Origin of the sequence: Providencia sp. PROV130 (assembly GCF_028482225.1) — a bacterium.
GTDB lineage: Bacteria > Pseudomonadota > Gammaproteobacteria > Enterobacterales > Enterobacteriaceae > Providencia > Providencia rettgeri.
Map to the genome: position 1 here is coordinate 60,261 of NZ_JAMPQC010000018.1, position 23,023 is coordinate 83,283.

The 23,023-nt window shown below is 41.7% G+C and carries 21 protein-coding genes; 14 read left to right on the top strand and 7 right to left on the bottom strand.

The window, feature by feature from the left end; genetic code table 11:
- Positions 1-134 precede the first annotated feature (134 nt).
- From dppA to PSF28_RS12885, 7 genes are all read left to right on the top strand, one after another.
- Entirely contained in the window at positions 135-1,742 is a 1,608-nt protein-coding gene (dppA, locus tag PSF28_RS12855) for a dipeptide ABC transporter periplasmic-binding protein DppA (protein WP_210837217.1), read from the top strand.
- A gap of 168 nt (positions 1,743-1,910) precedes the next feature.
- Positions 1,911-2,930: a dipeptide ABC transporter permease DppB gene (dppB, locus tag PSF28_RS12860; RefSeq protein ID WP_004262635.1), complete on the top strand. Its 1,020-nt coding sequence runs from the start codon at positions 1,911-1,913 to the stop codon at positions 2,928-2,930.
- 10 nt (positions 2,931-2,940) lie between these two features.
- Positions 2,941-3,843 (top strand): dipeptide ABC transporter permease DppC, encoded by a 903-nt coding sequence (gene dppC / locus PSF28_RS12865; protein ID WP_109912889.1) that lies wholly within the window; start codon positions 2,941-2,943, stop codon positions 3,841-3,843.
- A gap of 12 nt (positions 3,844-3,855) precedes the next feature.
- Positions 3,856-4,836, top strand: coding sequence for a dipeptide ABC transporter ATP-binding protein (gene dppD / locus PSF28_RS12870; protein ID WP_004266046.1), 981 nt, complete (start codon positions 3,856-3,858; stop codon positions 4,834-4,836).
- On the top strand, positions 4,833-5,819 hold the full coding sequence (dppF, locus tag PSF28_RS12875; protein ID WP_272685164.1) for a dipeptide ABC transporter ATP-binding subunit DppF: 987 nt from the start codon (positions 4,833-4,835) through the stop codon (positions 5,817-5,819). Before dppD ends, dppF begins: the two co-directional genes overlap by 4 nt.
- Before the next feature lie 211 nt (positions 5,820-6,030).
- Complete coding sequence (locus tag PSF28_RS12880; RefSeq protein ID WP_004266042.1) at positions 6,031-6,729, top strand: HAMP domain-containing protein; 699 nt, start codon at positions 6,031-6,033, stop codon at positions 6,727-6,729.
- A gap of 169 nt (positions 6,730-6,898) precedes the next feature.
- Positions 6,899-8,395: a M16 family metallopeptidase gene (locus tag PSF28_RS12885; protein WP_272685165.1), complete on the top strand. Its 1,497-nt coding sequence runs from the start codon at positions 6,899-6,901 to the stop codon at positions 8,393-8,395.
- Positions 8,396-8,461: 66 nt separating this feature from the next.
- On the opposite strand, the gene PSF28_RS12890 is transcribed toward PSF28_RS12885, so the two are convergent.
- Entirely contained in the window at positions 8,462-9,460 is a 999-nt protein-coding gene (locus tag PSF28_RS12890) for a serine hydrolase domain-containing protein (protein ID WP_272685166.1), read from the bottom strand.
- Between the two features lie 210 nt (positions 9,461-9,670).
- Here PSF28_RS12890 and PSF28_RS12895 point away from each other — a divergent pair, with 210 nt between their 5' ends.
- On the top strand, positions 9,671-10,738 hold the full coding sequence (locus tag PSF28_RS12895) for an NAD(P)H-dependent flavin oxidoreductase (protein WP_272685167.1): 1,068 nt from the start codon (positions 9,671-9,673) through the stop codon (positions 10,736-10,738).
- Positions 10,739-10,779: 41 nt separating this feature from the next.
- Here PSF28_RS12895 and yhjD read toward each other — a convergent pair whose 3' ends face one another.
- Together yhjD and PSF28_RS12905 are read right to left on the bottom strand one after the other, a co-directional pair.
- A complete protein-coding gene (yhjD, locus tag PSF28_RS12900; RefSeq protein WP_210837224.1) occupies positions 10,780-11,772 on the bottom strand; it encodes an inner membrane protein YhjD in 993 nt (330 codons plus the stop codon).
- Between the two features lie 201 nt (positions 11,773-11,973).
- Positions 11,974-12,378 carry a DUF1090 domain-containing protein gene (locus PSF28_RS12905; RefSeq protein ID WP_210837226.1) on the bottom strand — a complete coding sequence of 135 codons (405 nt, stop codon included), beginning with the start codon at positions 12,376-12,378 and terminating at the stop codon, positions 11,974-11,976.
- A gap of 233 nt (positions 12,379-12,611) precedes the next feature.
- Between PSF28_RS12905 and PSF28_RS12910 the strand changes: the two genes are divergently transcribed.
- On the top strand, positions 12,612-13,454 hold the full coding sequence (locus PSF28_RS12910; protein ID WP_272685168.1) for a 23S rRNA (adenine(2030)-N(6))-methyltransferase RlmJ: 843 nt from the start codon (positions 12,612-12,614) through the stop codon (positions 13,452-13,454).
- Between the two features lie 138 nt (positions 13,455-13,592).
- The gene (gorA, locus tag PSF28_RS12915) at positions 13,593-14,945 is read left to right on the top strand and encodes a glutathione-disulfide reductase (RefSeq protein ID WP_272685169.1); all 1,353 of its coding nucleotides are present in this window, start codon (positions 13,593-13,595) and stop codon (positions 14,943-14,945) included.
- A gap of 56 nt (positions 14,946-15,001) precedes the next feature.
- Here the strand turns inward: gorA and PSF28_RS12920 are convergent, their stop codons facing one another.
- The 4 genes from PSF28_RS12920 to mobA form a co-directional block, all read right to left on the bottom strand.
- Positions 15,002-15,601: a glutathione S-transferase family protein gene (locus PSF28_RS12920; RefSeq protein ID WP_210837229.1), complete on the bottom strand. Its 600-nt coding sequence runs from the start codon at positions 15,599-15,601 to the stop codon at positions 15,002-15,004.
- A gap of 49 nt (positions 15,602-15,650) precedes the next feature.
- Complete coding sequence (locus PSF28_RS12925) at positions 15,651-16,349, bottom strand: helix-turn-helix transcriptional regulator (protein WP_210837231.1); 699 nt, start codon at positions 16,347-16,349, stop codon at positions 15,651-15,653.
- Between the two features lie 75 nt (positions 16,350-16,424).
- The gene (gene mobB, locus PSF28_RS12930; RefSeq protein ID WP_210837232.1) at positions 16,425-16,943 is read right to left on the bottom strand and encodes a molybdopterin-guanine dinucleotide biosynthesis protein MobB; all 519 of its coding nucleotides are present in this window, start codon (positions 16,941-16,943) and stop codon (positions 16,425-16,427) included.
- Between the two features lie 2 nt (positions 16,944-16,945).
- Entirely contained in the window at positions 16,946-17,533 is a 588-nt protein-coding gene (gene mobA / locus PSF28_RS12935) for a molybdenum cofactor guanylyltransferase MobA (protein ID WP_272685170.1), read from the bottom strand.
- A 216-nt stretch (positions 17,534-17,749) separates the two neighbouring features.
- Between mobA and PSF28_RS12940 the strand changes: the two genes are divergently transcribed.
- The 4 genes from PSF28_RS12940 (at position 17,750) to polA (ending at position 22,883) form a co-directional block, all read left to right on the top strand.
- Positions 17,750-18,019, top strand: coding sequence for a YihD family protein (locus tag PSF28_RS12940; protein ID WP_004262581.1), 270 nt, complete (start codon positions 17,750-17,752; stop codon positions 18,017-18,019).
- Positions 18,020-18,025: 6 nt separating this feature from the next.
- Positions 18,026-19,021, top strand: coding sequence for a serine/threonine protein kinase (locus PSF28_RS12945; protein ID WP_247605334.1), 996 nt, complete (start codon positions 18,026-18,028; stop codon positions 19,019-19,021).
- A gap of 33 nt (positions 19,022-19,054) precedes the next feature.
- Positions 19,055-19,675, top strand: a complete 621-nt coding sequence (dsbA, locus tag PSF28_RS12950; RefSeq protein WP_210837234.1) for a thiol:disulfide interchange protein DsbA — start codon at positions 19,055-19,057, stop codon at positions 19,673-19,675.
- A 415-nt stretch (positions 19,676-20,090) separates the two neighbouring features.
- A complete protein-coding gene (polA, locus tag PSF28_RS12955) occupies positions 20,091-22,883 on the top strand; it encodes a DNA polymerase I (protein WP_210837235.1) in 2,793 nt (930 codons plus the stop codon).
- Positions 22,884-23,023 lie beyond the last annotated feature (140 nt).

Here is a 23,023-nt window from a genome sequence, read left to right on the forward strand (position 1 = left end):
GTGGCTATTGACGAAGCGAGTGACAGTTGATTAATTGCACAATGAATAACAAAAAATACAGATACTACATCTGTCGCTTTTATGACGGATTTAGACATCAAGCAAAACAACATGAACACCATAGGAGCATACAGATGCGCTCTATTAAAAAGACAGGCCTACTGACAGTAGGGCTTACATTGGCAGCATTAGCGGTATCCGCATCAGTACAGGCAAAAACATTAGTTTATTGTTCAGAGGGCTCCCCTGAGGGCTTTAACCCACAGTTGTTCACATCAGGAACGACTTATGATGCAAGTTCTATCCCACTGTATAACCGTTTAGTTGAGTTCAAATTAGGAACAACTGAAATTGAACCTGGTTTGGCTGAAAGCTGGGAAGTGAGCGATGATGGTAAAGAGTACACTTTCCATCTGCGTAAAGGTGTCAAATGGCACTCGAATAAAGAATTTAAACCAAGCCGTGATTTGAACGCAGACGATGTAATCTATACATTTATGCGTCAAAAAGATGCTAACCACCCATATCATAAAGTTTCAGGCGGCAGCTATGAATACTTTATGGGAATGGATATGGATAAAATCATCGATAAAGTAGAGAAAGTTGATGATAATACAGTTAAAATTACATTAACTCGCCCTGAATCTCCATTCTTAGCCGATATGGCAATGGACTTCGCATCAATTCTTTCTGCTGAATATGCAGACCAGATGCTGAAAGCGGGCACGCCAGAAAAAGTAGATTTAAACCCAATTGGAACGGGTCCATTTGTCCTGCAACAGTATCAAAAAGACTCTCGTATTCTTTATAAAGCCAACGACCAATACTGGGGCACAAAACCTAAACTTGACCGCTTAGTTTTCTCTATCACACCAGATGCTTCCGTTCGTTATGCAAAATTGCAAAAAAATGAATGCCAAGTCATGCCATATCCAAACCCAGCTGACTTAGAGCGCATGAAGCAAGATAAAGACATTACACTAATGGAGCAACCAGGGCTGAACGTTGGTTATCTCTCTTATAATGTTGAGAAAAAACCGCTGGATAATCAAAAAGTTCGCCAAGCACTGTCTATGGCGGTGAACAAAGATGCAATTATCGAAGCGGTTTATCAAGGTGCAGGTCAAAAAGCGAAAAACCTTATCCCACCAACAATGTGGGGCTATAACGATGCGGTGAACGATTACGAATATAATCCTGAAAAAGCAAAAGCATTATTAGCAGAAGCGGGCTTCCCGAACGGCTTTGAAATTGACTTATGGGCGATGCCTGTTCAACGACCATATAACCCAAATGCCCGCCGCATGGCGGAAATGATCCAAGCTGACTGGGCAAAAGTTGGCGTTAAATCAAAGGTTGTCAGCTATGAGTGGGGTGAATACCTCAAACGAGCGAAAGATGGCGAGCCACAAACGGTAATGATGGGTTGGACGGGTGACAATGGGGACCCTGATAACTTCTTTGCAACCTTATTTAGCTGTGCAGCAAAAGAACAAGGTTCTAACTACTCAAAATGGTGTAATCAAAGTTTCGAAAACTTGATCCAACCAGCACGTCAAACAGCAGATCACGACAAGCGAGTCGATCTGTACAAACAAGCGCAAGTTGTGATGAATGAGCAGGCTCCAGCCCTCATTATCGCGCACTCCACAGTGTTTGAACCAGTACGTAAAGAAGTCAAAGGCTATGTGGTTGACCCACTAGGCAAGCACCACTTCGAAAACGTCGATATTGAGAAGTAATCGTATCTAATCTGTCTATGCCCTTCGTTGCTGGTTTAGAGCGGAGGGCGTTTTCTTCTCTAGAAGAAGCAGAGAAGTTGAGTTGTTTGTGAGCACCCGGAAAAGCGATTTTCTGAGTAGCCAAACGGACTAAGAGCCGTCAACGGCATTATTAAAGAGATTCAGGATATGTTGCAATTTATCCTCCGACGATTGGGGCTTGTGATCCCCACGTTTATCGGTATTACATTATTGACTTTTGCTTTTGTCCACATGATCCCGGGTGACCCGGTGATGATCATGGCTGGTGAAAGGGGATTATCCCCTGAAAGGCATGCGTATTTAATGGCTGAACTAGGGCTTGATCAGCCACTTTGGAAACAATATCTCCATTATATCAATGGAATATTTCATGGTGATTTAGGGATTTCCCTAAAAAGTCGTATCGGGGTATGGGAAGAGTTTTTACCTCGTTTTTTAGCGACCGTTGAATTGGCAACTTGCGCCATGATTTTTGCGATTTCTGTTGGGATCCCAGTTGGGGTGTTAGCCGCAGTAAAACGTGGGTCTATTTTTGACCACACTGCAATTGGCCTTTCTTTAACGGGTTACTCAATGCCTATCTTCTGGTGGGGGATCATGCTCATCATGTTAGTGTCGGTACAGTTAGATCTCACCCCGGTTGCAGGGCGAGTCAGTGACACCGTTTTTCTTGATGATTCTCAGCCTCTGACCGGTTTTATGTTAATTGATACCCTAATTTGGGGTGAAGATGGCGATTTTATTGATGCCGTAGAGCACTTAATATTGCCTTCCATTGTTTTGGGAACGATCCCATTAGCCGTCATTGTACGTATGACTCGCTCATCAATGCTAGAAGTGCTGGGAGAGGATTATATTCGTACTGCTCGTGCCAAAGGTCTTGGCCGCGCGCGCGTAATTTTAATTCATGCATTACGTAATGCATTATTGCCTGTGGTCACAGTAATTGGTTTGCAGGTTGGGGTGATGTTAGCAGGGGCTATTTTGACAGAAACTATTTTCTCATGGCCCGGATTAGGACGCTGGTTAATCGAAGGGCTACAGCGTCGAGACTACCCTGTTGTACAGGGGGGAGTTCTGCTGGTTGCGACATTGATTATCTTTGTAAACTTAGTGGTCGACGTGCTGTATGGCATTGTAAACCCTCGTATTCGTCATAAAAAATAAGGAGCGCTAAATGTCTCAATCTACTGAGCCAACCGTTGTCAGCGCCCCGCAGCCGATGACACCATTACAAGAATTTTGGCACTATTTTAAACGTAACAAAGGGGCAGTTGTCGGGATGTTCTATATCATCCTGATGGTACTGATTGCGATTTTTGCGGGGGTATTAGCCCCACATGCTCCAGATGAACAATTCCGTGATTTCTTACTTGCTCCACCCGTTTGGGAAGATGGGGGAAGTTGGCAGTTTATTTTAGGGACTGATGATGTTGGGCGCGATTTACTCTCTCGTTTAATGTATGGCGCCCGCCTGTCACTGCTAGTTGGCTGTTTAGTGGTTGTTCTATCGTTAATCATGGGTGTCACCATTGGTGTGATCGCTGGCTATTTTGGTGGTGTCGTTGACGCATTAATTATGCGCGTTGTCGATATCATGCTGGCATTACCAAGTTTATTATTAGCCTTGGTGCTGGTCGCCATTTTTGGTCCTTCTATTGTTAATGCCTCGATTGCTTTAACGTTTGTTGCATTACCTCACTATATTCGATTAACACGAGCAGCGGTTTTAGTAGAAGTAAACCGTGACTATGTGACGGCTTCTCGTGTTGCGGGGGCCGGGGCAGTACGCCAAATGTTTGTGAACATCTTGCCTAACTGCTTGGCTCCATTGATTGTGCAGGCCTCTTTAGGTTTTTCGAATGCCATTTTAGATATGGCTGCTTTGGGTTTCCTTGGAATGGGCGCACAGCCACCGACTCCTGAGTGGGGAACGATGCTGTCTGATGTGCTGCAATTTGCACAAAGCGCATGGTGGGTTGTGACTTTCCCTGGACTGGCAATTTTATTGACGGTGCTTGCGTTTAACCTGATGGGTGATGGGTTACGTGATGCATTTGATCCAAAACTCAAGCAGTGATGAGGTAACCAAATGGCATTGTTAAATGTAGAACAACTTTCGGTACATTTCGGAGACGAAAAAGCACCGTTTCGCGCCGTTGACCGCATCAGTTATAGCGTTGATAAAGGCCAAGTAGTTGGTATCGTTGGTGAATCGGGTTCAGGTAAATCCGTTAGCTCACTCGCGATTATGGGGTTAATTGATTACCCCGGGAAAGTAATGGCTGATTCTTTAAAATTTGATGGGCGTGATTTACTGTCGATCCCTGAAAAAGAACGCAGGCAGATTGTTGGTGCCGATGTGGCGATGATTTTCCAAGATCCTATGACCAGTTTAAACCCTTGTTTTACAGTAGGGTATCAGATCATGGAAGCATTGAAAGTGCATCAAGGAGGGAGCAAAAGTACACGTAAACAGCGAGCTATTGACCTCTTGGATATGGTGGGGATCCCCGACCCACAATCACGTTTAGATGTGTATCCCCACCAGTTGTCCGGTGGGATGAGCCAGCGTGTGATGATAGCAATGGCAATTGCATGTCGTCCTAAGTTATTGATTGCGGATGAACCGACAACAGCGTTAGATGTCACTATTCAAGCGCAAATTATTGAATTGCTGTTGGAATTACAGCAACAAGAAAATATGGCGTTGGTACTTATCACTCATGACCTCGCTTTAGTGGCGGAAGCTGCACATCATATTATTGTGATGTATGCGGGGCAGGTGGTTGAGTCAGCCAAAGCGAACGATATTTTTAAGCATCCTCGTCATCCTTATACACAAGCGCTACTACGTGCTTTGCCTGAATTTGCGACGAATAAATCACGTTTAGCCTCACTCCCGGGTGTAGTGCCCGGAAAATATGATAGGCCTGTGGGTTGTTTATTGAATCCACGTTGTCCGTATGCAACGGAGAAATGCCGTCAAGAAGAGCCAATGTTACAAACCGTTGGTGATCGCCAAGTCAAATGCCATATGCCGCTGGATGATATGGGGAGGCCAACATTATGAGTGACAAACAACATGCTCCATTGCTCAAAGCGGTGGATTTGAAAAAATATTATTCTGTCAAAAGAGGGGTTTTTGCTGCGGAAAAAACCTTGAAAGCATTAGATGGCGTTTCTTTTGAGCTAGAAAGAGGCAAAACATTGGCAGTGGTTGGAGAATCGGGTTGTGGTAAATCGACATTAGGTCGTTTATTAACCATGATTGAGCAACCCTCTGAGGGCGAGTTGTATTACCAAGACCAAAACTTGTTAGTAAAAGATAAGTCTGCGGAGAAACTGCGTCGTCAAAAAATCCAAATTGTGTTTCAAAACCCTTATGGCTCTTTAAACCCTCGTAAAAAGGTGGGGCAAATTTTGGAAGAGCCGTTATTGATTAATACTTCATTGTCGAAAGAGCAGCGCAAAGAAAAAGTATTATCTATGATGGCAAAAGTGGGTTTAAAAACAGAACACTATAGCCGGTATCCTCACATGTTTTCTGGTGGGCAGCGTCAGCGTATCGCGATAGCACGGGGTTTAATGCTTGACCCTGACATCGTAGTTGCTGATGAACCGGTTTCCGCGCTGGATGTTTCTGTTCGTGCTCAAGTATTAAACCTGATGATGGATTTACAGCAAGATCTAGGCTTGTCTTATGTCTTTATTTCACATGATTTATCGGTGGTAGAGCATATTGCTGATGAAGTCATGGTGATGTATTTAGGCCGCTGTGTGGAGAAAGGGACAAAAGAGCAGATTTTTAATAACCCTCTTCACCCTTATACCCAAGCGTTATTATCAGCGACACCAAGGTTGAACCCAGACGCTCGGCGCGAACGTATTAAGTTAACGGGAGAGTTACCAAGCCCTTTAAACCCACCACCGGGATGTGCATTTGCAGCGCGGTGCCGTAGAGCATTTGGCCAATGTACGCAATTCCAGCCAACATTGAAGGAATATGACCAACAGTTGGTTGCGTGTTTTGCGGTTGATGAAGATGAAAAATAGACGATAACGGTAAGTTAATGTGTGAAACGGTAGAAAGGTTAACTTTCTGCCGTTTTTTATTTCATCATGCCTTTAAATGGCGTTAATATGCTGTTTGTCCTAAATACCCAATCTTTCTTTTTAAACTACTCTTTTGCAGATAAAATCAAGTATACTGGCTGATGTTTCCATTTTCTTTAAAAAGCTGCTTGATTAGAAAGGTTGTGGCCAAATGAATACCCGAGTCCAACGCTCACTAACATTAAAAAGTATGGTCGTATTCTTTATGATTACGTTGCTATCACTTGCGCTTTTTTTAGCTATTCAATTCAGTTACTTAGTTGAGCAACGTAAGCAAGATTATTTAGATCAACTCAGTAATGCTGTAGTACAAATTCAAAAACCATTAACAGATTCATTGCTAAGCTCTGACCTCAACGAAGTTAAACGGCTACTGATAAGTTTAAAGACATCAGGCATTATGGGAAATGCGATTATTACTGTTGATGGTACAACGGTTATGAATCTAAGCTTTGCAACGCCTAAGCCGATACCTAATTGGGTGACTCATTTTGTGGGGATCCCTGTCGAAATGACCGTACCACTGTATGCATACGGGAATGTTGTGTTGCAAGCGAAGCCTCAAGGGTATTTGACATTACAAGTTGACCCGAACCGTGTTTATCGGTTTGCACTCAATACCCTTGCTTTGATGACGACAACTTATTTATTGTTGGTGCTCATTATTGCTATTGGAATGACGTGGTGTGTCAGCCGGATGATAATAAGGCCACTGCGTAAAATCGCAATTGAGTTACAGACAAATTCTGAAGTTAATCAAATTGCTGTGTCTGAATATCATCGTGACGATGAGCTAGGTTTGCTGGCAAAAGGGTATAATCGTCAAAGAAAACAGCAAAAATCAGACTAAGCCATGAACATGAACTCAGCTTTATGGTCTAATATCGTTATAGTGGTGACAATGAAAAATGGAATAAAGCCAAACTATATCGTTTAACCCGATAAGTTCGCGTTTTTCGTTAATTTATCTGTCGTTATTCGCGGTTAAATATAAAGATATAAAACACATAGGGGTTTACATGCAGGGCTTGAAAGTTCGGTATATCATTGGTGTTGTATTATTCTCAGTCGCGCATTTAGCTGGCGCTGAGCCTTTACAACCTGATCCAGCATGGCAGCAAGGGAAGCTAGAAAATGGCTTTAGCTGGCAATTATTACAAACACCACAACGTCCAAATGACCGTATCCAGCTCAGGTTAGCAATTAAAACAGGCTCATTAACAGAAAAAGCGAGCGAGAAAGGATACAGTTACCTTATACCTAAAATGGCGTTGTTTCATCAAACTGAAGCATTTCCAACCGCAACATTGCAAGAATTCTGGCGCCAGGCTGCAGACCCTGATATGCCAATTCCACCCGCGGTTGTTTCCTATGACTACACTATTTATAGCTTAAGCTTACCAAATAATCGCCCTGACTTAATTAAGCAAGCCCTAAGCTGGCTAGCGACTTCTGTTGCAGGTGCTGAGTATACAGAAACGACATTGCATAACGGCTTGACGGCACAAAATGTCCCAGTTGCAACACTACCTTTAAATGCCAATGACCCTGTTTGGCGAGCGCGTTTAAAGGGTTCAACGATGATGGGGTATGACCCTGGCCAAAAACCGAATGGTACTGTCGCTCTTGATAGTGTGAACTCGTTTTATCAAAAATGGTACACACCGGATGTGATGACATTGTATGTTGCGGGCCATGTAGATTCTCGAATGTTATCTGATTCAATCTCACAAACGTTCTCTTCATTGGAAGGTAAGCGCTCTGAGCCTGTTTCTGTTGCGGTATTATCAGCAGTAAAACCGCAATCTATTGATATTTTGCAGGAACAACCTGCGCAGGATACGCTTTCATTAATTTGGGACATTGATTGGCTACCCATTAAAGATTCAAACGTTTTACTGCGTTATTGGTCGAGTGACTTAGCGCGTGAGGCAGTTTATCGTTCTCTGCAAAAAGCGTTCAATCAGAAATTTAATCAAGGGGAAGTTGTTCCAGGGCTAGATTGCCGCGTGCAATATCAAAAAGCCAGTTGCACATTAACGGTGACGGCAGCGCCTGAAAAAATGGAAGCGGTGACAGATATCGTCGCGAGTGAGCTTGCATCGATTAACCAAAATGGTATTGCTGCTGAGTTATTTGACGACATGCTCAAAGAAAAACAGGTGCAGTTATCGCAATTATTTGCTGCTTACGCGCGTACGAGTACCGATGTTTTGATTAGTCAACGTCTGATTTCCCAACAAAATGGGGTCGTTGACATCGCCCCTGAACAGTACCAGCGGTTAAGGCAAACTTTCTTGGCTTCACAAAGCCTTGAACAGGTAAATATGGAAGCCCGTCGGTTGTTATCTCAAGAAGCCGCTTTTGTATTAGCGCAGCCAAAAGATAAACAAATGATGGATGCAGAACGAATTCGTCAGAAATTTACCAAGGTGTTATGGCCGCAAATTGCCGCGCCAGCATCAACAGAAGTGGCTCCAGTAACACCTGTTGCAGAAAAGCCAGCCGCACAATAAGTGAGTAAGAATAGAAATATGAAAGATAGCTATTGAATGATTCAGTGGCTATCTTTTAATTTAATGTTATTGGCTTAATAGCGATTCAATCACACAAATTAGCGTTTCTCGTGACTCTTTGTCATCAACAAACCCTGCCGCACAGGTTTTTGCTTCAGGTGCGTAATAGGCGACAGACCCCCAAAAACCCAAATGGGAATACAAGGTGATGCCATTGACAACATTCACCATAATGCCCAATCGATAGTTTTCTGCACCTTCGTGAGACCCCACACTTAGCATCGTCTTTAGTGTATTCGGTGATGAAAAAATATTCCCCTCAAACAGTACTTCTAAAAATATCGCCATTTGTTTCGATGACATAACTAAGCCACCGCCACCATAGGCATCCATGGAGGCGTGAATATGAGTTCCATCCCATTTACCTAAATATTGACGTGCTCTTGGGGCTGAGTCTTGGGATGGTTGTTCTAATGATTCCCAATAGGCACTTTCAAGACCAATAGTGTCGAAATGCAAAAGCTCCCTAACAGCTAGGCCAAGGGATTTGCCCGTAATTCGTTCAATAATATCACCGAGCAAAATATATCCAGTATCTGAATAGATAAAGGATTCAGCAGGCGAAAATGTTGGAAACTGTTTATGCATGTACATTTCGACTTGTTCGGTTCGGCTCCAAACATAATTAGGTTGTTTAAGAACGGCTTTGAGGTAGTCACCATCTGCATGGTCTAGTAGGCCACTGCTGTGTTCTAGTAAATGGCGGATAGTGATAGCGTGAGTGTTATATTGGCGACTGAGTAGTGCATTATACTGCGGGTCAATATATTTAGGTATTGCATCATCAATACTGAGTTTTCCCATTTCAGTAAGGCGTAAAATGGCAGCGGCGGTAAATGTCTTTGTATTACTGGCAATTCGCAGCGGTGTATCAACAGTGAGAGGCATACCTTCAATATCCGCCCCTCTAGCACAGAAGGTATTCACGCTATTTTTGGTTTGATTATGGTAGTAAAGGACGACACCACAAGTTAAATTTTCGAGCTGTTGAATAGGGAGGGTCATAATAATCTCATTGTTAAATGATTAAGATGAAGGTGCATGCCATCTTAATCATATTTATACAATTCAATGTACGCTTTAAATGCGCTTAAAGAAACAAGTTGGCGATCATATGATGGCAAGTGTTTTTTCTTTTTATATAAATTTGGTGCTATGTTTATCTTCAATATAAGAACATAAAATGTACCCGGATATTGAAGTAAAGGAAAGAACATGAACAACTCGAATACATTTCTACAACGGTTAGGTTTGCGTTATCCCATCATACAAGCGCCGATGGCGGGTGTTTCTACTCCAACACTAGCTGCTGCGGTCTCAGAGGCGGGTGGGCTTGGCTCGCTTGGCTTAGGCGCAAATTCAGTGGAACAAGCTCGCCAATTGATTACTCAAACGCAAGCACTGACAAGTAAAGCATTCAATGTCAATTTATTTTGCCATTTACCGGCTAAACGTTATCCCGCTAATGAACAGGGATGGATCCAGTATTTAGCACCTTATTTTGCCCAATTTAATGAGGCTCCCCCTACTTATCTCAATGAAATTTATCAAACTTTTTTAGATAACTCAGAAATGTTATCGATGCTACTCGAAACAAAACCTGCAGTAGTGAGTTTTCATTTTAATATTCCATCCACCGAGGTGATACAACAATTCAAGCAACACGGTATCTATACGATGGCGACGGCTACGAATTTGCACGAAGCACAACAAGTTGAACTGGCTGGAATTGACGCCGTAGTTGCACAAGGTATTGAAGCGGGAGGGCATCGAGGCATGTTTGATTTACAAGCTTTAGATGAAGAACTCACCACTTATGAATTAGTGACATTAATCTCTCAACACATTGATTTACCAGTAATTGCAGCGGGTGGCATGATGGATGGGCAAGCCATCAATATGGCTTTAGAGTTCGGTGCTGCTGCCGCACAATTAGGAACGGCATTTTTGCTTTGTCCTGAATCTGCTGCGAATGCAGGATACCGAGCTAAGATCAAACAGCAAACTGGGGATCACACTCAATTAACTTCTGCAATTTCAGGACGTCCAGCGAGAGGGATTATTAATCAATTTATTCAAGTAGGTAACGGCTACGAGACAAGTAAATTACCTGATTACCCATTAGTTTATGATATTGGTAAGCAACTTAATGCGGCGGCAATGAAGTCCGGTAGCGATGAGTTTGCAGCATACTGGGCGGGGCAGAGTGTCGCGAAAGCTCGCGAGATGCCAGCGTCATTATTGGTTAGAACGTTAGCAGAAGAAATGAAACGTGAGTTTTAAGCGTGGCAGGGCGGGTTAACATCACCGCCCTCAATAAGTTGCTATTCAACCATTTCGTTATCCAATGAACCTTTTGGCTCATCAGTGGCTATCCAAGCCGCGCAAAATAAAGTTAAACGCGCAAAGAAGTAGAAGAAGGCCATTAGCCCAAGGACTGAACCAAATGCGGCTCCAGAAGGCGATGAAGCAAGGTTAGGCAAAATCCAAGTCATAATGGATTTAATAATTTCAAACCCAATGGCCGCCAGCAATGTTCCTTTAAATAGTGATCTGCGGCGATGCTGCATACGCGGTAGGATCCAAAAAATCCATAAAAATAATAGGAAGTTGGCTGTAATGGATATGGTTAAGCCAATCAGTGTCCAAGCAGGTTTAAGCCATTCTATACCGTCTAGCCCAAGCGTACTGACAATCGTCGCCTGTGCAGAGCCAGCAACAGAAGTCAGGGTAATTGTCACAATTAAGGCAATAAGTAGACCAATTAAAGCAAAGAAGTCGCGAATATAGCGGAAAATAATATTTTCCTGTTCATCTTCATTACGTTCCCATACAGAACGTGATTGCGCCAAAATAGCCAAGCGTAAGTTATTAACCCAATTAACGCCTGAGTATACGGCTAAGGCTAGCCCGGTTAATCCAACTGTCGTACGTTGACGTATCGCTGTATCGATTGTTCTTTCTAATGTATTTGCGAGCGTAGGGTCAGTAATATTTGCAGAAATTCCACGAACTAATTTTTCAAGTAATTCAGGATTGCTTGCTAATACAAAACCGGCAGCGGCGAATGAAAACATTAAAACAGGAATTAAAGAGAGAAAGGAAAAATAGGTAATTGCAGCCCCAAACTGGTTTCCCATTCGGTCGTTAAAACGTTGTGCAGTACGAATGATATGAGCAATAAATGGAATCGCACAAATAAAGTTCACAACTCGCATTGAGAAGGTCAATGCTTTTTTACTGCCATCAATACTTTTATTCAGTGTCGCTTTCAGTTTATTGGTATCTTTTTGTTCTTCTTCCTGCGTATTCGACATTTAATCCCCTTTTCCCGCAACTAAAATTGTCTGACTTTTCGACCTATTTAATGCCTATAAATGAATGATATGCACAATACTATAGCTTAAATTGGCCAATAAATTCATCCCAATGACTGTGTTATGAGATAAATAGTCATTGGAATGTTTGTTTAAAATTAAAGTAACTAATTAATTAATCAGAGGAAAAGGGGCGATAGGCTAAAGCGCATCTTTATAAACTTTCAGCTCAGCTTGGGCCTCTTTTAATTCAGCTTGTGCTTCTGCTAATTTTCTCTCACGCTTTTCAATTTTGCTACGGTCATTACCCTCTAGTTTTTCTTCTTGCAATTCAGCTTCGCGTTCTTGCACTTTTTCTGTTTTCTCTGCTACCTCTTTTTGGCTATCACGGTATAAAGATTCAGGCGTGCAATAACGATTCACATTATCTAATGCTTCTTCTAAGCCTCTTACTCGATGCTGATTTCCATGTTGCTTAGCGTAATTGATTTGTTCTTCGATGCGTTGTTTTTTTATTTCGCAGCCGTTTTGTGTTTTTGCTGCTATTGCTGATGAGCTAGCAAAAAATAAAACACAAGCGCTGGTGGTGATAAGTAACTTATTCATAATTTACCTCTGTTTATTTTTAAATTTGTGTTTAGGATAGCGTTTTCTTTCATTCTGGTCATGTGAATTTTAGCGTGACTATGGTTATGACATTTATTGCTAAATTTAGCTATAATGAGGCGGAAGAATAAATCCGGTCTATTTTTTATTCAAAAAGGCTATCTTTAAAGAACCTATTTAATAATAGTCATCTTAGTGGCTAATATTGAATTTCCTCAGGAAATAAACGTTACATGTTAAGTTATCGTCACAGCTTTCACGCAGGCAACCATGCCGATGTGCTAAAACACACGGTACAGAGCTTGATCATTGAATCTCTGAAAGAGAAAGAAAAACCGTTTCTGTATATAGATACGCACTCAGGTGCTGGCCGTTATCAATTAACGGGGGAACATGCGGAAAAAACAGGTGAATATCTTGAAGGGATTGCGCGTATTTGGGAGCAACCGGATTTACCTGAGGAATTATTGCCGTACATGAATATTGTGCGCCAACTGAATGATAATGGGCGTTTACGCTATTACCCAGGCTCACCATTATTGGCAAAATATTTATTACGTGAACACGATAAGCTGGTATTAACGGAATTACATTCGAGCGATTATCCGTTATTACGTACGGAGTTTTCACGAGATAACCGCGCGCAGGTTTTCAGGGAAGATGGTTATCAACAACTGAAATCGAAATTACCCCCACAGAGTCGACGTGGCTTTGCGCTAATGGATCCACCTTATGAGATGAAGACGGATTATGAAGCGGTCGTGAAAGGGGGGGTGGAAGGCTATAAACGCTTTGCAACAGGAACATATGCAATTTGGTATCCTGTTGTATTGCGTCAACAAATTAAGCGTATGGTCAATCAATTAGAAGCAACAGGTATTCGAAAAATACTACAAATTGAATTGGCGGTACGTCCTGATAGCGATCAACGTGGAATGACGGCATCCGGTATGATTGTTATCAACCCACCTTGGAAACTTGAGCAGCAAATGAAGAATGTGCTGCCGTGGTTACACAAAACACTCGTTCCTGAAGGTACTGGACATACGTTAGTTGAGTGGATTGTTCCAGAGTAAACTGTATTTTTGATAGGTAATACCGATTAAATTAACAGGTGTTATCTATCGTAAAGCGCTATTTATGCCATGACAATCAATAGCATGATGCGAGAAAATGCATTCATAAATCATTCAATCAATGGGAATAACCAAATTATGAGCAAACATTACGACTATATCGCAATTGGTGGCGGAAGCGGTGGTATTGCGTCGATGAACCGTGCAGCAATGTATGGACAAAAATGTGCCTTAATTGAGGCGAAAGCATTAGGTGGGACTTGTGTTAACGTGGGCTGCGTACCGAAAAAGGTGATGTGGCATGCAGCACAAATCTCGGAAGCTATTCGCAATTATGGTCCTGATTATGGTTTTGATGCGACAATTAATCGTTTTGATTGGAAAACACTTATTGATAGTCGTACTGCTTATATTGACCGTATTCACCAGTCTTATGACCGTGTTTTAGGTAATAATAAAGTTGATGTCATCAATGGTTTTGCACGTTTTATTGACGCCCATACTGTTGAGGTAAATGGTGAAACTTACACCGCAGACCATATTTTGATTGCAACTGGCGGGCGCCCTGTGATCCCTGCTATCCCAGGGGCAGAATATGGAATGACTTCTGACGGTTTCTTTGAACTTGAAGCATTACCAAAACGTGTTGCAGTCGTGGGCGCTGGCTATATTGCCGTTGAGCTCGCGGGTGTATTAAATGGTTTAAGTGCAGAGGCGCATTTATTTGTACGTAAACATGCACCACTGCGCTCATTTGACCCACTGATTGTCGAAACATTAGTGGAAGTCATGAATACGGAAGGCCCTAAACTGCATACTGAATCAATTCCAAAAGAAGTCGTGAAAAATGCAGATGGCTCACTGACGTTAAAACTGGAAAATGGCCAAGAACAAACCGTCGATGCATTAATTTGGGCTATTGGTCGTGAACCAATGACAGATAACCTGAATATTGAAGCCACAGGCGTCGCACTGAATGAAAAAGGTTATATCAAGGTTGATAAATACCAAAATACCAATGTACCGGGTGTCTATGCAGTTGGTGATAACACTGGTGCCGTTGAGTTAACCCCTGTTGCGGTTGCTGCGGGTCGTCGTTTATCTGAACGTTTATTTAATAATAAACCGGATGAACACTTAGATTACAGTAATATCCCAACGGTGGTGTTCTCTCACCCACCAATTGGTACAGTTGGTTTAACTGAGCCAGAAGCGATTGAAAAATATGGTGCTGATAAAGTGAAATGCTATAAGTCATCTTTCACAGCCATGTATACCGCCGTCACTTCGCATCGTCAGCCTTGCCGTATGAAATTGGTCTGTGTGGGTGAAGAAGAAAAAATCGTGGGTATTCACGGTATTGGTTTTGGTATGGATGAAATCTTACAAGGCTTTGCGGTTGCATTAAAAATGGGTGCAACCAAAAAAGACTTTGATAATACGGTGGCCATTCACCCAACAGCGGCAGAAGAATTTGTGACCATGCGTTAAGTATTGGTTATTTAAATTAAAAGCTAAGTTCATTTGAGCTTAGCTTTTTTTTGGCATTATTTTGTCAACAGTTCTGCAATCGCAGGAATGACTGCTAAGCTATCAAGGTATTTTTGCATCGCAGGGGTGGTTTCCATGATTTGGTATTTGACTAAAAACATCACAAATGCACCGACATACACATCGACAGCAGTAAATTGCTCACCACAAATAAACGGTTTAGCATTGTTTAAACCGATTTCTAAACAGGCCATTGTGCGTTCGACAGAACCAAAGCCAGAAGATTTTTGCTGCTCTTCATCTAATTGAATCCCTAAGTTATTGATAGTGAATGCGGATTCAATGGGCCCAGCAGTAAATAGGAACCAGCGATAATAATCTGCACGTTTAGGGTCATTCAATGCAGGCGCTAAGCCTTTTTCAATAAATTTATCGGCTAGATAGAGACAAATTGCCGCCGTTTCCGTCACAATCGCATCACCATCAACAAGTGCGGGAACTTTCGCCATCGGATTAATTGCAAGATATTCAGCCGTATGCATATCTGCACCATAACCTAATTCAATACGCTTGTAAGGAACATTTAAAATTTTTAATAGTAGGTCGACCGTGTTGCCACGTGACATTGAATTAGTAAAAAGAACCAGTTCGCTCATGGTGATTTCCTTATATGAAGTTGAACGCTTACTATAAGGGAGCTGAGTGTCAGAAATTGTCAGGAGAGACGCACAATACTTCTTTTTGCCAGCGTTCTAGCAGGTAGTTTTTTGGATAAGGGAGTTTGTCAGTAAGAGCACAATAAGATTGAATGCGGTCTAAACGAAAGTGGCGGTAGCTTTTCCGTAATTCACACCAAGCAGCCAGTACTTGTGAATCTTTCATATAACCAATCGCAATTGGCCAAATAATTCGTTCACTAGGCTGGTTTTGTCCGTCAAGATAAGTCATTTTGGCTTTGCATTCTTCTCGTAAACTTAAACGTAAGTCTTTAACGATGATGTCGTTAATTTCATAGAAATGTGTGGTAGGTGCAAATAAGGTATTTTGATTTAGGATTTTCTGTGAATGACCTGCTACTACGGCATTAATTTTACTTATTGCCCGTATTGCGGAGTTTTTTAGTTCGGTGTCTGCATTACTTTTTACCCAACGTAAACCTAATGTTAAGGCTTCAAGTTCATTTTCATCGAAAGCTAAAGGCGGTAATAACAGACCCGTTTTTAATTGGTAGCCAATACCGGCTTCCCCGATAATTTCAGCACCCTGGTCACGTAGAGATTCAATATCTCGATAGATAGAACGCACGCTGACTTGCAGTTGTGATGAAAGTGCTTCAGCGGTAATAGGGTAGCGATTCTCTTTGAGTATCTGCAATAAGGTCAGTAAACGTTGAGTACGAGTCATGAGCGTCTTTAGGTTATTTTTAATGAATTTAAACCGCGCTTATTTTCGCCAAAAAATAAACGCAGTATTAGGGAGTTATTGACTTTTTTGCCACCAAGACACAATGTAATCAGCGATTTGCTCCGGGTTATTGATATCTAATTGCGGCACGTGAGTATCAATGATTTCATTACTTGCAACAGCAACCACATAGTTATCTATCAAGCCATTAAGGGGTTTACCCACCTCAGAGCGAAACAACGCGATTTTATCGATCGTTTCATGTTTAAATCCTTCAACGAGGATCAGATCTAATGATGAGGGATCGAAACGGCTGGCTAAATAGCGTAGATCCATTTCATTAGCGTCGGGGGTCTCAGTCATTAATGCCCAGCGTTTTTCACTAGCAACGAGTGTTTGGTCTGCACCTGCCTTACGTAATTCAAAGCTGTCTTTGCCCGGTTTATCCACTTCCATGTCATGGTGAGTGTGCTTAATTAAACCAACGCGAACATTACGTTTGCGAAGTAACGGGATCACTTTTTTTAATAATGTTGTTTTGCCAGTGCCGCTATAAGCGGTAATGCCAAGTAGAGGTAGCGTATTGTGATTCATGGCTATTTTCGTTGCCGCTCCCATAGACGGCTATCTTCCAGAGTATTTAAATTAATAAACGTGTCAGATTCTGACGTAAAAATGATACCTTTTGCGTCGATTTCACGCATAAATAGCATCAGTTTGCGATCGCCTCTTGCAAGGTAATCATCAAGGCGAGTTTTAAGCGAGTTGTGCAGTAAAGCGAATGTTGGATGTTCTCGTTCATTATCTTGTGCGTAACAGGCAAGGTGAGTGCCTTTCTCTCTAAACATTTTTTTAGCTAAATTAAGTGGAAAATCAGGAACGTCACAAGGTACAAATAGCAACCACTCTGTCTTAGCATAGTGTAGTGCAGCTTGCATTCCAGCGAGTGGACCGGAAAAATCGTGATTTAAATCAGAAATAACGGTCAACTGGCTCTCTCGATAACGCGCTTGATTGCGGTTTGCATTGATGATGACTTGGCCCACTTGGGGGCTTAAACGCGCTAAAATATACTGGTAGAGTGGTTTACTGAGTAAAGGGACTAAGCCTTTATCTTGCCCACCCATTCTGCTTCCTCGGCCGCCTGCAAGTATGACCCCGGTTATTGACTGACGAAATGACATGTTCAATATCCTTGAATATCTTCAAGAAAATGTTTCAACATTCCGAGAAAACACTTTCGAGTATAGTAATTACTAAAATTTATTCTATTTTGCTATAAAATCAATGAATATTCCTGCGTATTGCAGTTAAACTTTACGTAGATTGACAACAGTTAGCTTTTTCTCTTGTATGATTATTGGTAACTTGTATCGAATATTCGTGATAAAGGAATAAACATGAAATGCCATCGCTTAAATGAAGTTATTGAACTTCTGCACCCTGTCTGGAAAGATAATTCAGATTTAAACTTGGTTGAATTATTGCAAAAACTGGCTGACGAAGCAGGTTTTAAAGGCAGTTTATCTGAGTTAACAGATGATGTGCTGATTTATCATTTAAAAATGCGTGGCTCGGACAGCAATGAAGCGATCCCAGGTTTAAAAAAAGATTATGAAGATGACTTTAAAACCGCTATTTTGCGTGCCCGTGGCATTATTAAAGATTAAAACGCGATGGATCAAATAGAACATTCGAATTTCCATTTTAGTGGAATTTCCCCTGACTTAATTTTAGACGCCTTAATGGAAGTCGGGGTTTACCCCGAATCTGGGCTGCTTGAATTAAATAGCTACGAAAATCGAGTTTATCAGTTTCAAGACGAAAATCGGCAACGCTATGTGGTTAAATTTTATCGTCCCGAGCGTTGGAATCGTTCACAAATTCAAGAAGAACATGATTTCACTTTAGAGCTTCAAGATGAAGGGTTATCTGTAGCTGCACCTCTTGAATTTGCAGGGCAAACGGTATTGGAATTTGGTGGGTTTATATTTGCAATTTTTCCGAGTGTCGGCGGCAGACAATATGAAACAGATAACTTGTTTCAATTAGAAAGTGTCGGCCACTTATTAGGGCGTATACACCAAATTGGTCAGCGTAAAAATTTTGCATTTCGTCCGACAATAGGTCTCGATGAATATTTGGCACAACCTCGCCAAGTGATAGCATCGAGCCCTTTAATTGCAGAACGTTATAAGTCCCAATTTATAGAGTCATTAGATGCATTGATTGCACAAGTAAAATTGCAGTGGCCTAGCTCAATTTCATCTATTCGTTTACAAGGTGATTGCCACCCAGGCAATATTCTATGGCGTGATGAAGCTTGGCTGGTGGATTTTGATGACGCCCGAAACGGGCCTGCAATCCAAGACCTTTGGATGCTACTTAATGGCTCTCGCCAAGAACAAGTCATTCAATTGGATACGTTGTTAGAAACGTATAATGAGTTTTGTGATTTTGATGTAAAACAGCTGAAGCTTATTGAACCTCTTAGGGCAATGCGTATGGTACATTATCTCGGGTGGATTATCCGTCGTTGGCAAGACCCAGCATTTCCTCGAGCATTTTCTTGGCTACAAGCTGATGATTTTTGGCAAAAACAATCGCTCGAATTTAATCAACAGATTGAACGGTTGCAAGACGCCCCTTTGCAGTTAACCCCTCAGTTTTAACTTTTAAGTTTTTGTTTTTGGAGAATGTAGTCTATGAAAAAAATTATGTTGGCTTTGCTTGGTATTGCCATGTCTTTTAGTGCTGCAGCGGCAAACTACACGGAAGGTAAAGAGTATACTGATGTTAAAGCTGTACCGAATTTGCCACAAGTTCTGGAGTTCTTCTCATTTTATTGCCCACACTGCTATCAATTTGAGAGCGTGTATAAAGTGCCTCAAACCGTAGAAAAAAACTTGCCAGAAGGCGTGAAAATGGAACGTTATCACGTTGATTTTCTCGGTCCTTTAGGTGCTGATTTAACCCAAGCTTGGGCTGTTGCGATTGTCCTGAAAGCAGAAGACAAAGTGACGCCTATTTTGTTTGAAGGTATCCAAAAAACGCAAACTATCAACAGCAAAGCAGATATTCGTAATGCCTTTATCAAAGCCGGTATTTCTGGTGAAGAGTATGATGCAGCTTTAAATAGCTTCGTTGTAAAATCTATCGTTGCGAAACAGCAAAATGCAGCGCAAGACTTAAAACTGCGCGGTGTTCCTGCATTATTTGTTGATGGTAAATACCAAGTTCGTAATAACGGTATCTCAGTTGATAATGCCGCTGATTATGGCAAAGAGTTCTCTAACGTTGTGAACTTCTTAGTCAGTAAAAAATAATCGCAAATAGACGGTGGTAAATTTGCCATCGTCTTTTTTCTCCTATCAATATCCACAATTCTAAGACATTCTCTAAGCTGTATTAAATTCACTCAATCTTGTGCTAACCCTTTGATTTTACTTTCCTGTCTTTACTCTCGGTTATCGTATTACTTATTGAATTTACGGAATAACATAATTTTACACACAAGGTTATCCACAGGATGTTAATCAGGTATTTAGTACATTGGTGTGATTAATTTAATTGTAAATAATAATTTTAACTAATCGTAATAAATAATGTATTTGAAATCGTGAATGATTTGATGTGCTTTTAACAACGCGATTAAGCGGAATATAAAACTTGGGATGTATCTGAGGCGACATTATGGCATCCTATTAGTATCCGTTCCTGACTAAAAGATGATGACAGATTATGGCTCAGATTGCAGAAAACCCCCTTATTTTGGTTGATGGTTCCTCTTACCTATACCGTGCTTACCATGCATTCCCTCCACTGACCAATAGTGCTGGTGAGCCTACAGGGGCAATGTATGGCGTGCTTAATATGCTACGCAGTTTAATTATGCAGTATAAACCTAGCCATGTAGCGGTTGTCTTTGATGCGAAGGGAAAAACATTTCGTGATGAATTGTTCGAAAGCTATAAGTCTCATCGCCCACCGATGCCTGATGACTTGCGCGCTCAAATCGCCCCATTGCATGAAATGGTGGAAGCGATGGGGTTGCCTTTGCTTGTTGTTTCAGGGGTAGAAGCCGATGACGTCATCGGAACATTAGCCTGTGAAGCAAGCCGAAAAGGTATGCCAGTGTTAATCAGTACGGGCGATAAAGATATGGCGCAGTTAGTTGAGCCTAATATTACGCTCATCAATACCATGAATAACACTATTTTAGGGCCTGATGAAGTCAAAGAAAAATACGGTGTGCCCCCTGAACTTATTATCGACTTTTTAGCCTTAATGGGGGATTCGTCAGATAACATTCCTGGCGTGCCTGGTGTGGGCGAAAAAACAGCGCTAGCCTTACTGCAAGGTATTGGTAGCTTAGAAGCAATTTATAATGACCTTGAAGCTATCGCTCCATTAGGTTTTAGAGGCTCTAAAACTTTAGCCCCTAAAATGGCTGAAAACCGTGATGTTGCTTTTTTATCATATCAATTAGCGACGATTAAAACGGATGTTGAGCTGGAAAAAACCTGTGAAGAGTTACAAATTGCTCAGCCAGATGTGGATAAGCTACATCAATTATTCAGCCGTTATGAATTTAAACGTTGGTTAACGGATGTTGAAAATGGGACTTGGATGGAGGGGAAAGGCACAAGTACAAAAGTGAACTCAACGCCAGCAACGTCAGCTGCCAAGCCATCAACCCCAACAACGCCAACATTGAGTGCTGAAAATTACCAAACGATTTTAGAAAAAGCAGATTTAGAGCGCTGGGTTGAGAAACTGAGCAAGGCATCATTATTTGCTTTTGATACTGAAACCGATAGCTTAGATACCCAAGAAGCCCGTTTAGTGGGCATGTCATTTGCAATTGAGCCAGGACATGCTGCTTATTTGCCATTAGGCCACGATTACCTTGATGCGCCAGTACAACTCCCTCTAGAAGAAGTTTTGGACGTTATGAAACCTTTACTTGAGAGTGAAAAAATTCTCAAAGTTGGCCAGAACTTGAAATATGATGCAGAAGTTCTTGAAAACTACGGTATTGAATTAAAAGGTATCGGTTATGACACCATGCTGGAATCGTATGTGTTAAATAGTGTTGCGGGGATGGGGCGCCATGATATGGACAGTTTGGCCGATCGCCATTTAAACCACAAAACTGTGAGCTTTGAAGAAATCGCGGGTAAGGGCAAAAAACAGCTGACATTTAATCAAATTGCCTTAGAAGAAGCGGCTAATTATGCAGCGGAAGATGCAGATGTCACGTTATTACTGCACCAAGCGTTATACCCACAATTAGAAGCGGAGCCAAAGCTTAATCATATTTTCCAAAATATTGAAATGCCACTTGTGCCAGTGTTAGTCCGCATGGAGCGAAAAGGTGTTTTAATTGACGCAAATGTGCTTGCTGCGCAGTCAAAAGTGATTACTGCCCGTTTAGCTGAGCTGGAAAAAGAGGCTTTCGAACTTGCGGGGGAAGAATTTAACCTCGCTTCACCAAAACAATTGCAAACGATTTTATTCGAAAAATTACAATTGCCAGTGATAAAGAAAACGCCAAGTGGGGCAGCGTCGACGAATGAAGAAGTGCTTGAAGAATTGGCGCTGAATCATGCATTGCCAAAATTGTTGCTTGAGCACCGTAGTTTAGCCAAATTAAAATCCACGTATACGGATAAACTGCCTCTGATGATTAACCCGCGTACTCAGCGTGTTCATACTTCTTACCACCAAGCTGTCACAGCTACAGGGCGTTTGTCTTCTCGGGATCCTAACTTACAAAATATCCCTGTTAGAACTGAAGAGGGGCGCCGGATCCGCCAAGCCTTTATTGCTCGTGAAGGCTACAAAGTGATGGCGGCGGACTACTCGCAAATTGAATTACGTATTATGGCGCATTTATCTCAAGATAAAGGCCTATTAACTGCGTTTGCGGAAGGGAAAGATATCCATAAAGCAACGGCCGCTGAAGTCTTTGGTGTACCACTGGAACAAGTCACCAGTGACCAACGCCGTAGTGCTAAGGCAATTAACTTCGGGCTTATCTATGGCATGAGTGCGTTTGGCTTAGCACGTCAATTAGGGATCCCTCGTGGTGAAGCTCAGCGCTATATGGATCTCTACTTTGAACGCTACCCTGGTGTATTGCGTTATATGGAAAACACACGCTTACAAGCGTCTGAACAAGGTTATGTAGAGACCCTCGAAGGTCGCCGTTTATATCTGGCAGATATTAAATCCAGTAATGGGATGCGCCGTAAAGCCGCAGAACGTGAAGCGATCAACGCACCAATGCAAGGAACTGCAGCGGATATCATTAAAAAAGCCATGATTGCTGTTGATAATTGGCTGCAAACCGAAAAACCACATGCAGATATGCTAATGCAAGTTCACGATGAATTGGTTTTTGAGGTCAAAGAGTCTGAGTTAGAGCGTGTCCAAGCTCAGGTTCAGTTGTTAATGGAACAAAGCATGAAGCTGGATGTACCATTAAAAGTGGATGTGGGGATAGGCGATAACTGGGATGAAGCCCATTAATTTTTAATAATATTGAATCTACAAAACCTCCAATACGTTATTGGGGGTTTTTTTATGTTTAAGCGAATACATAAAAGATAATTATGCATTTGAAATTATTAACTAGAAATTTAATATAACTCTGTAATAAATCAATTATT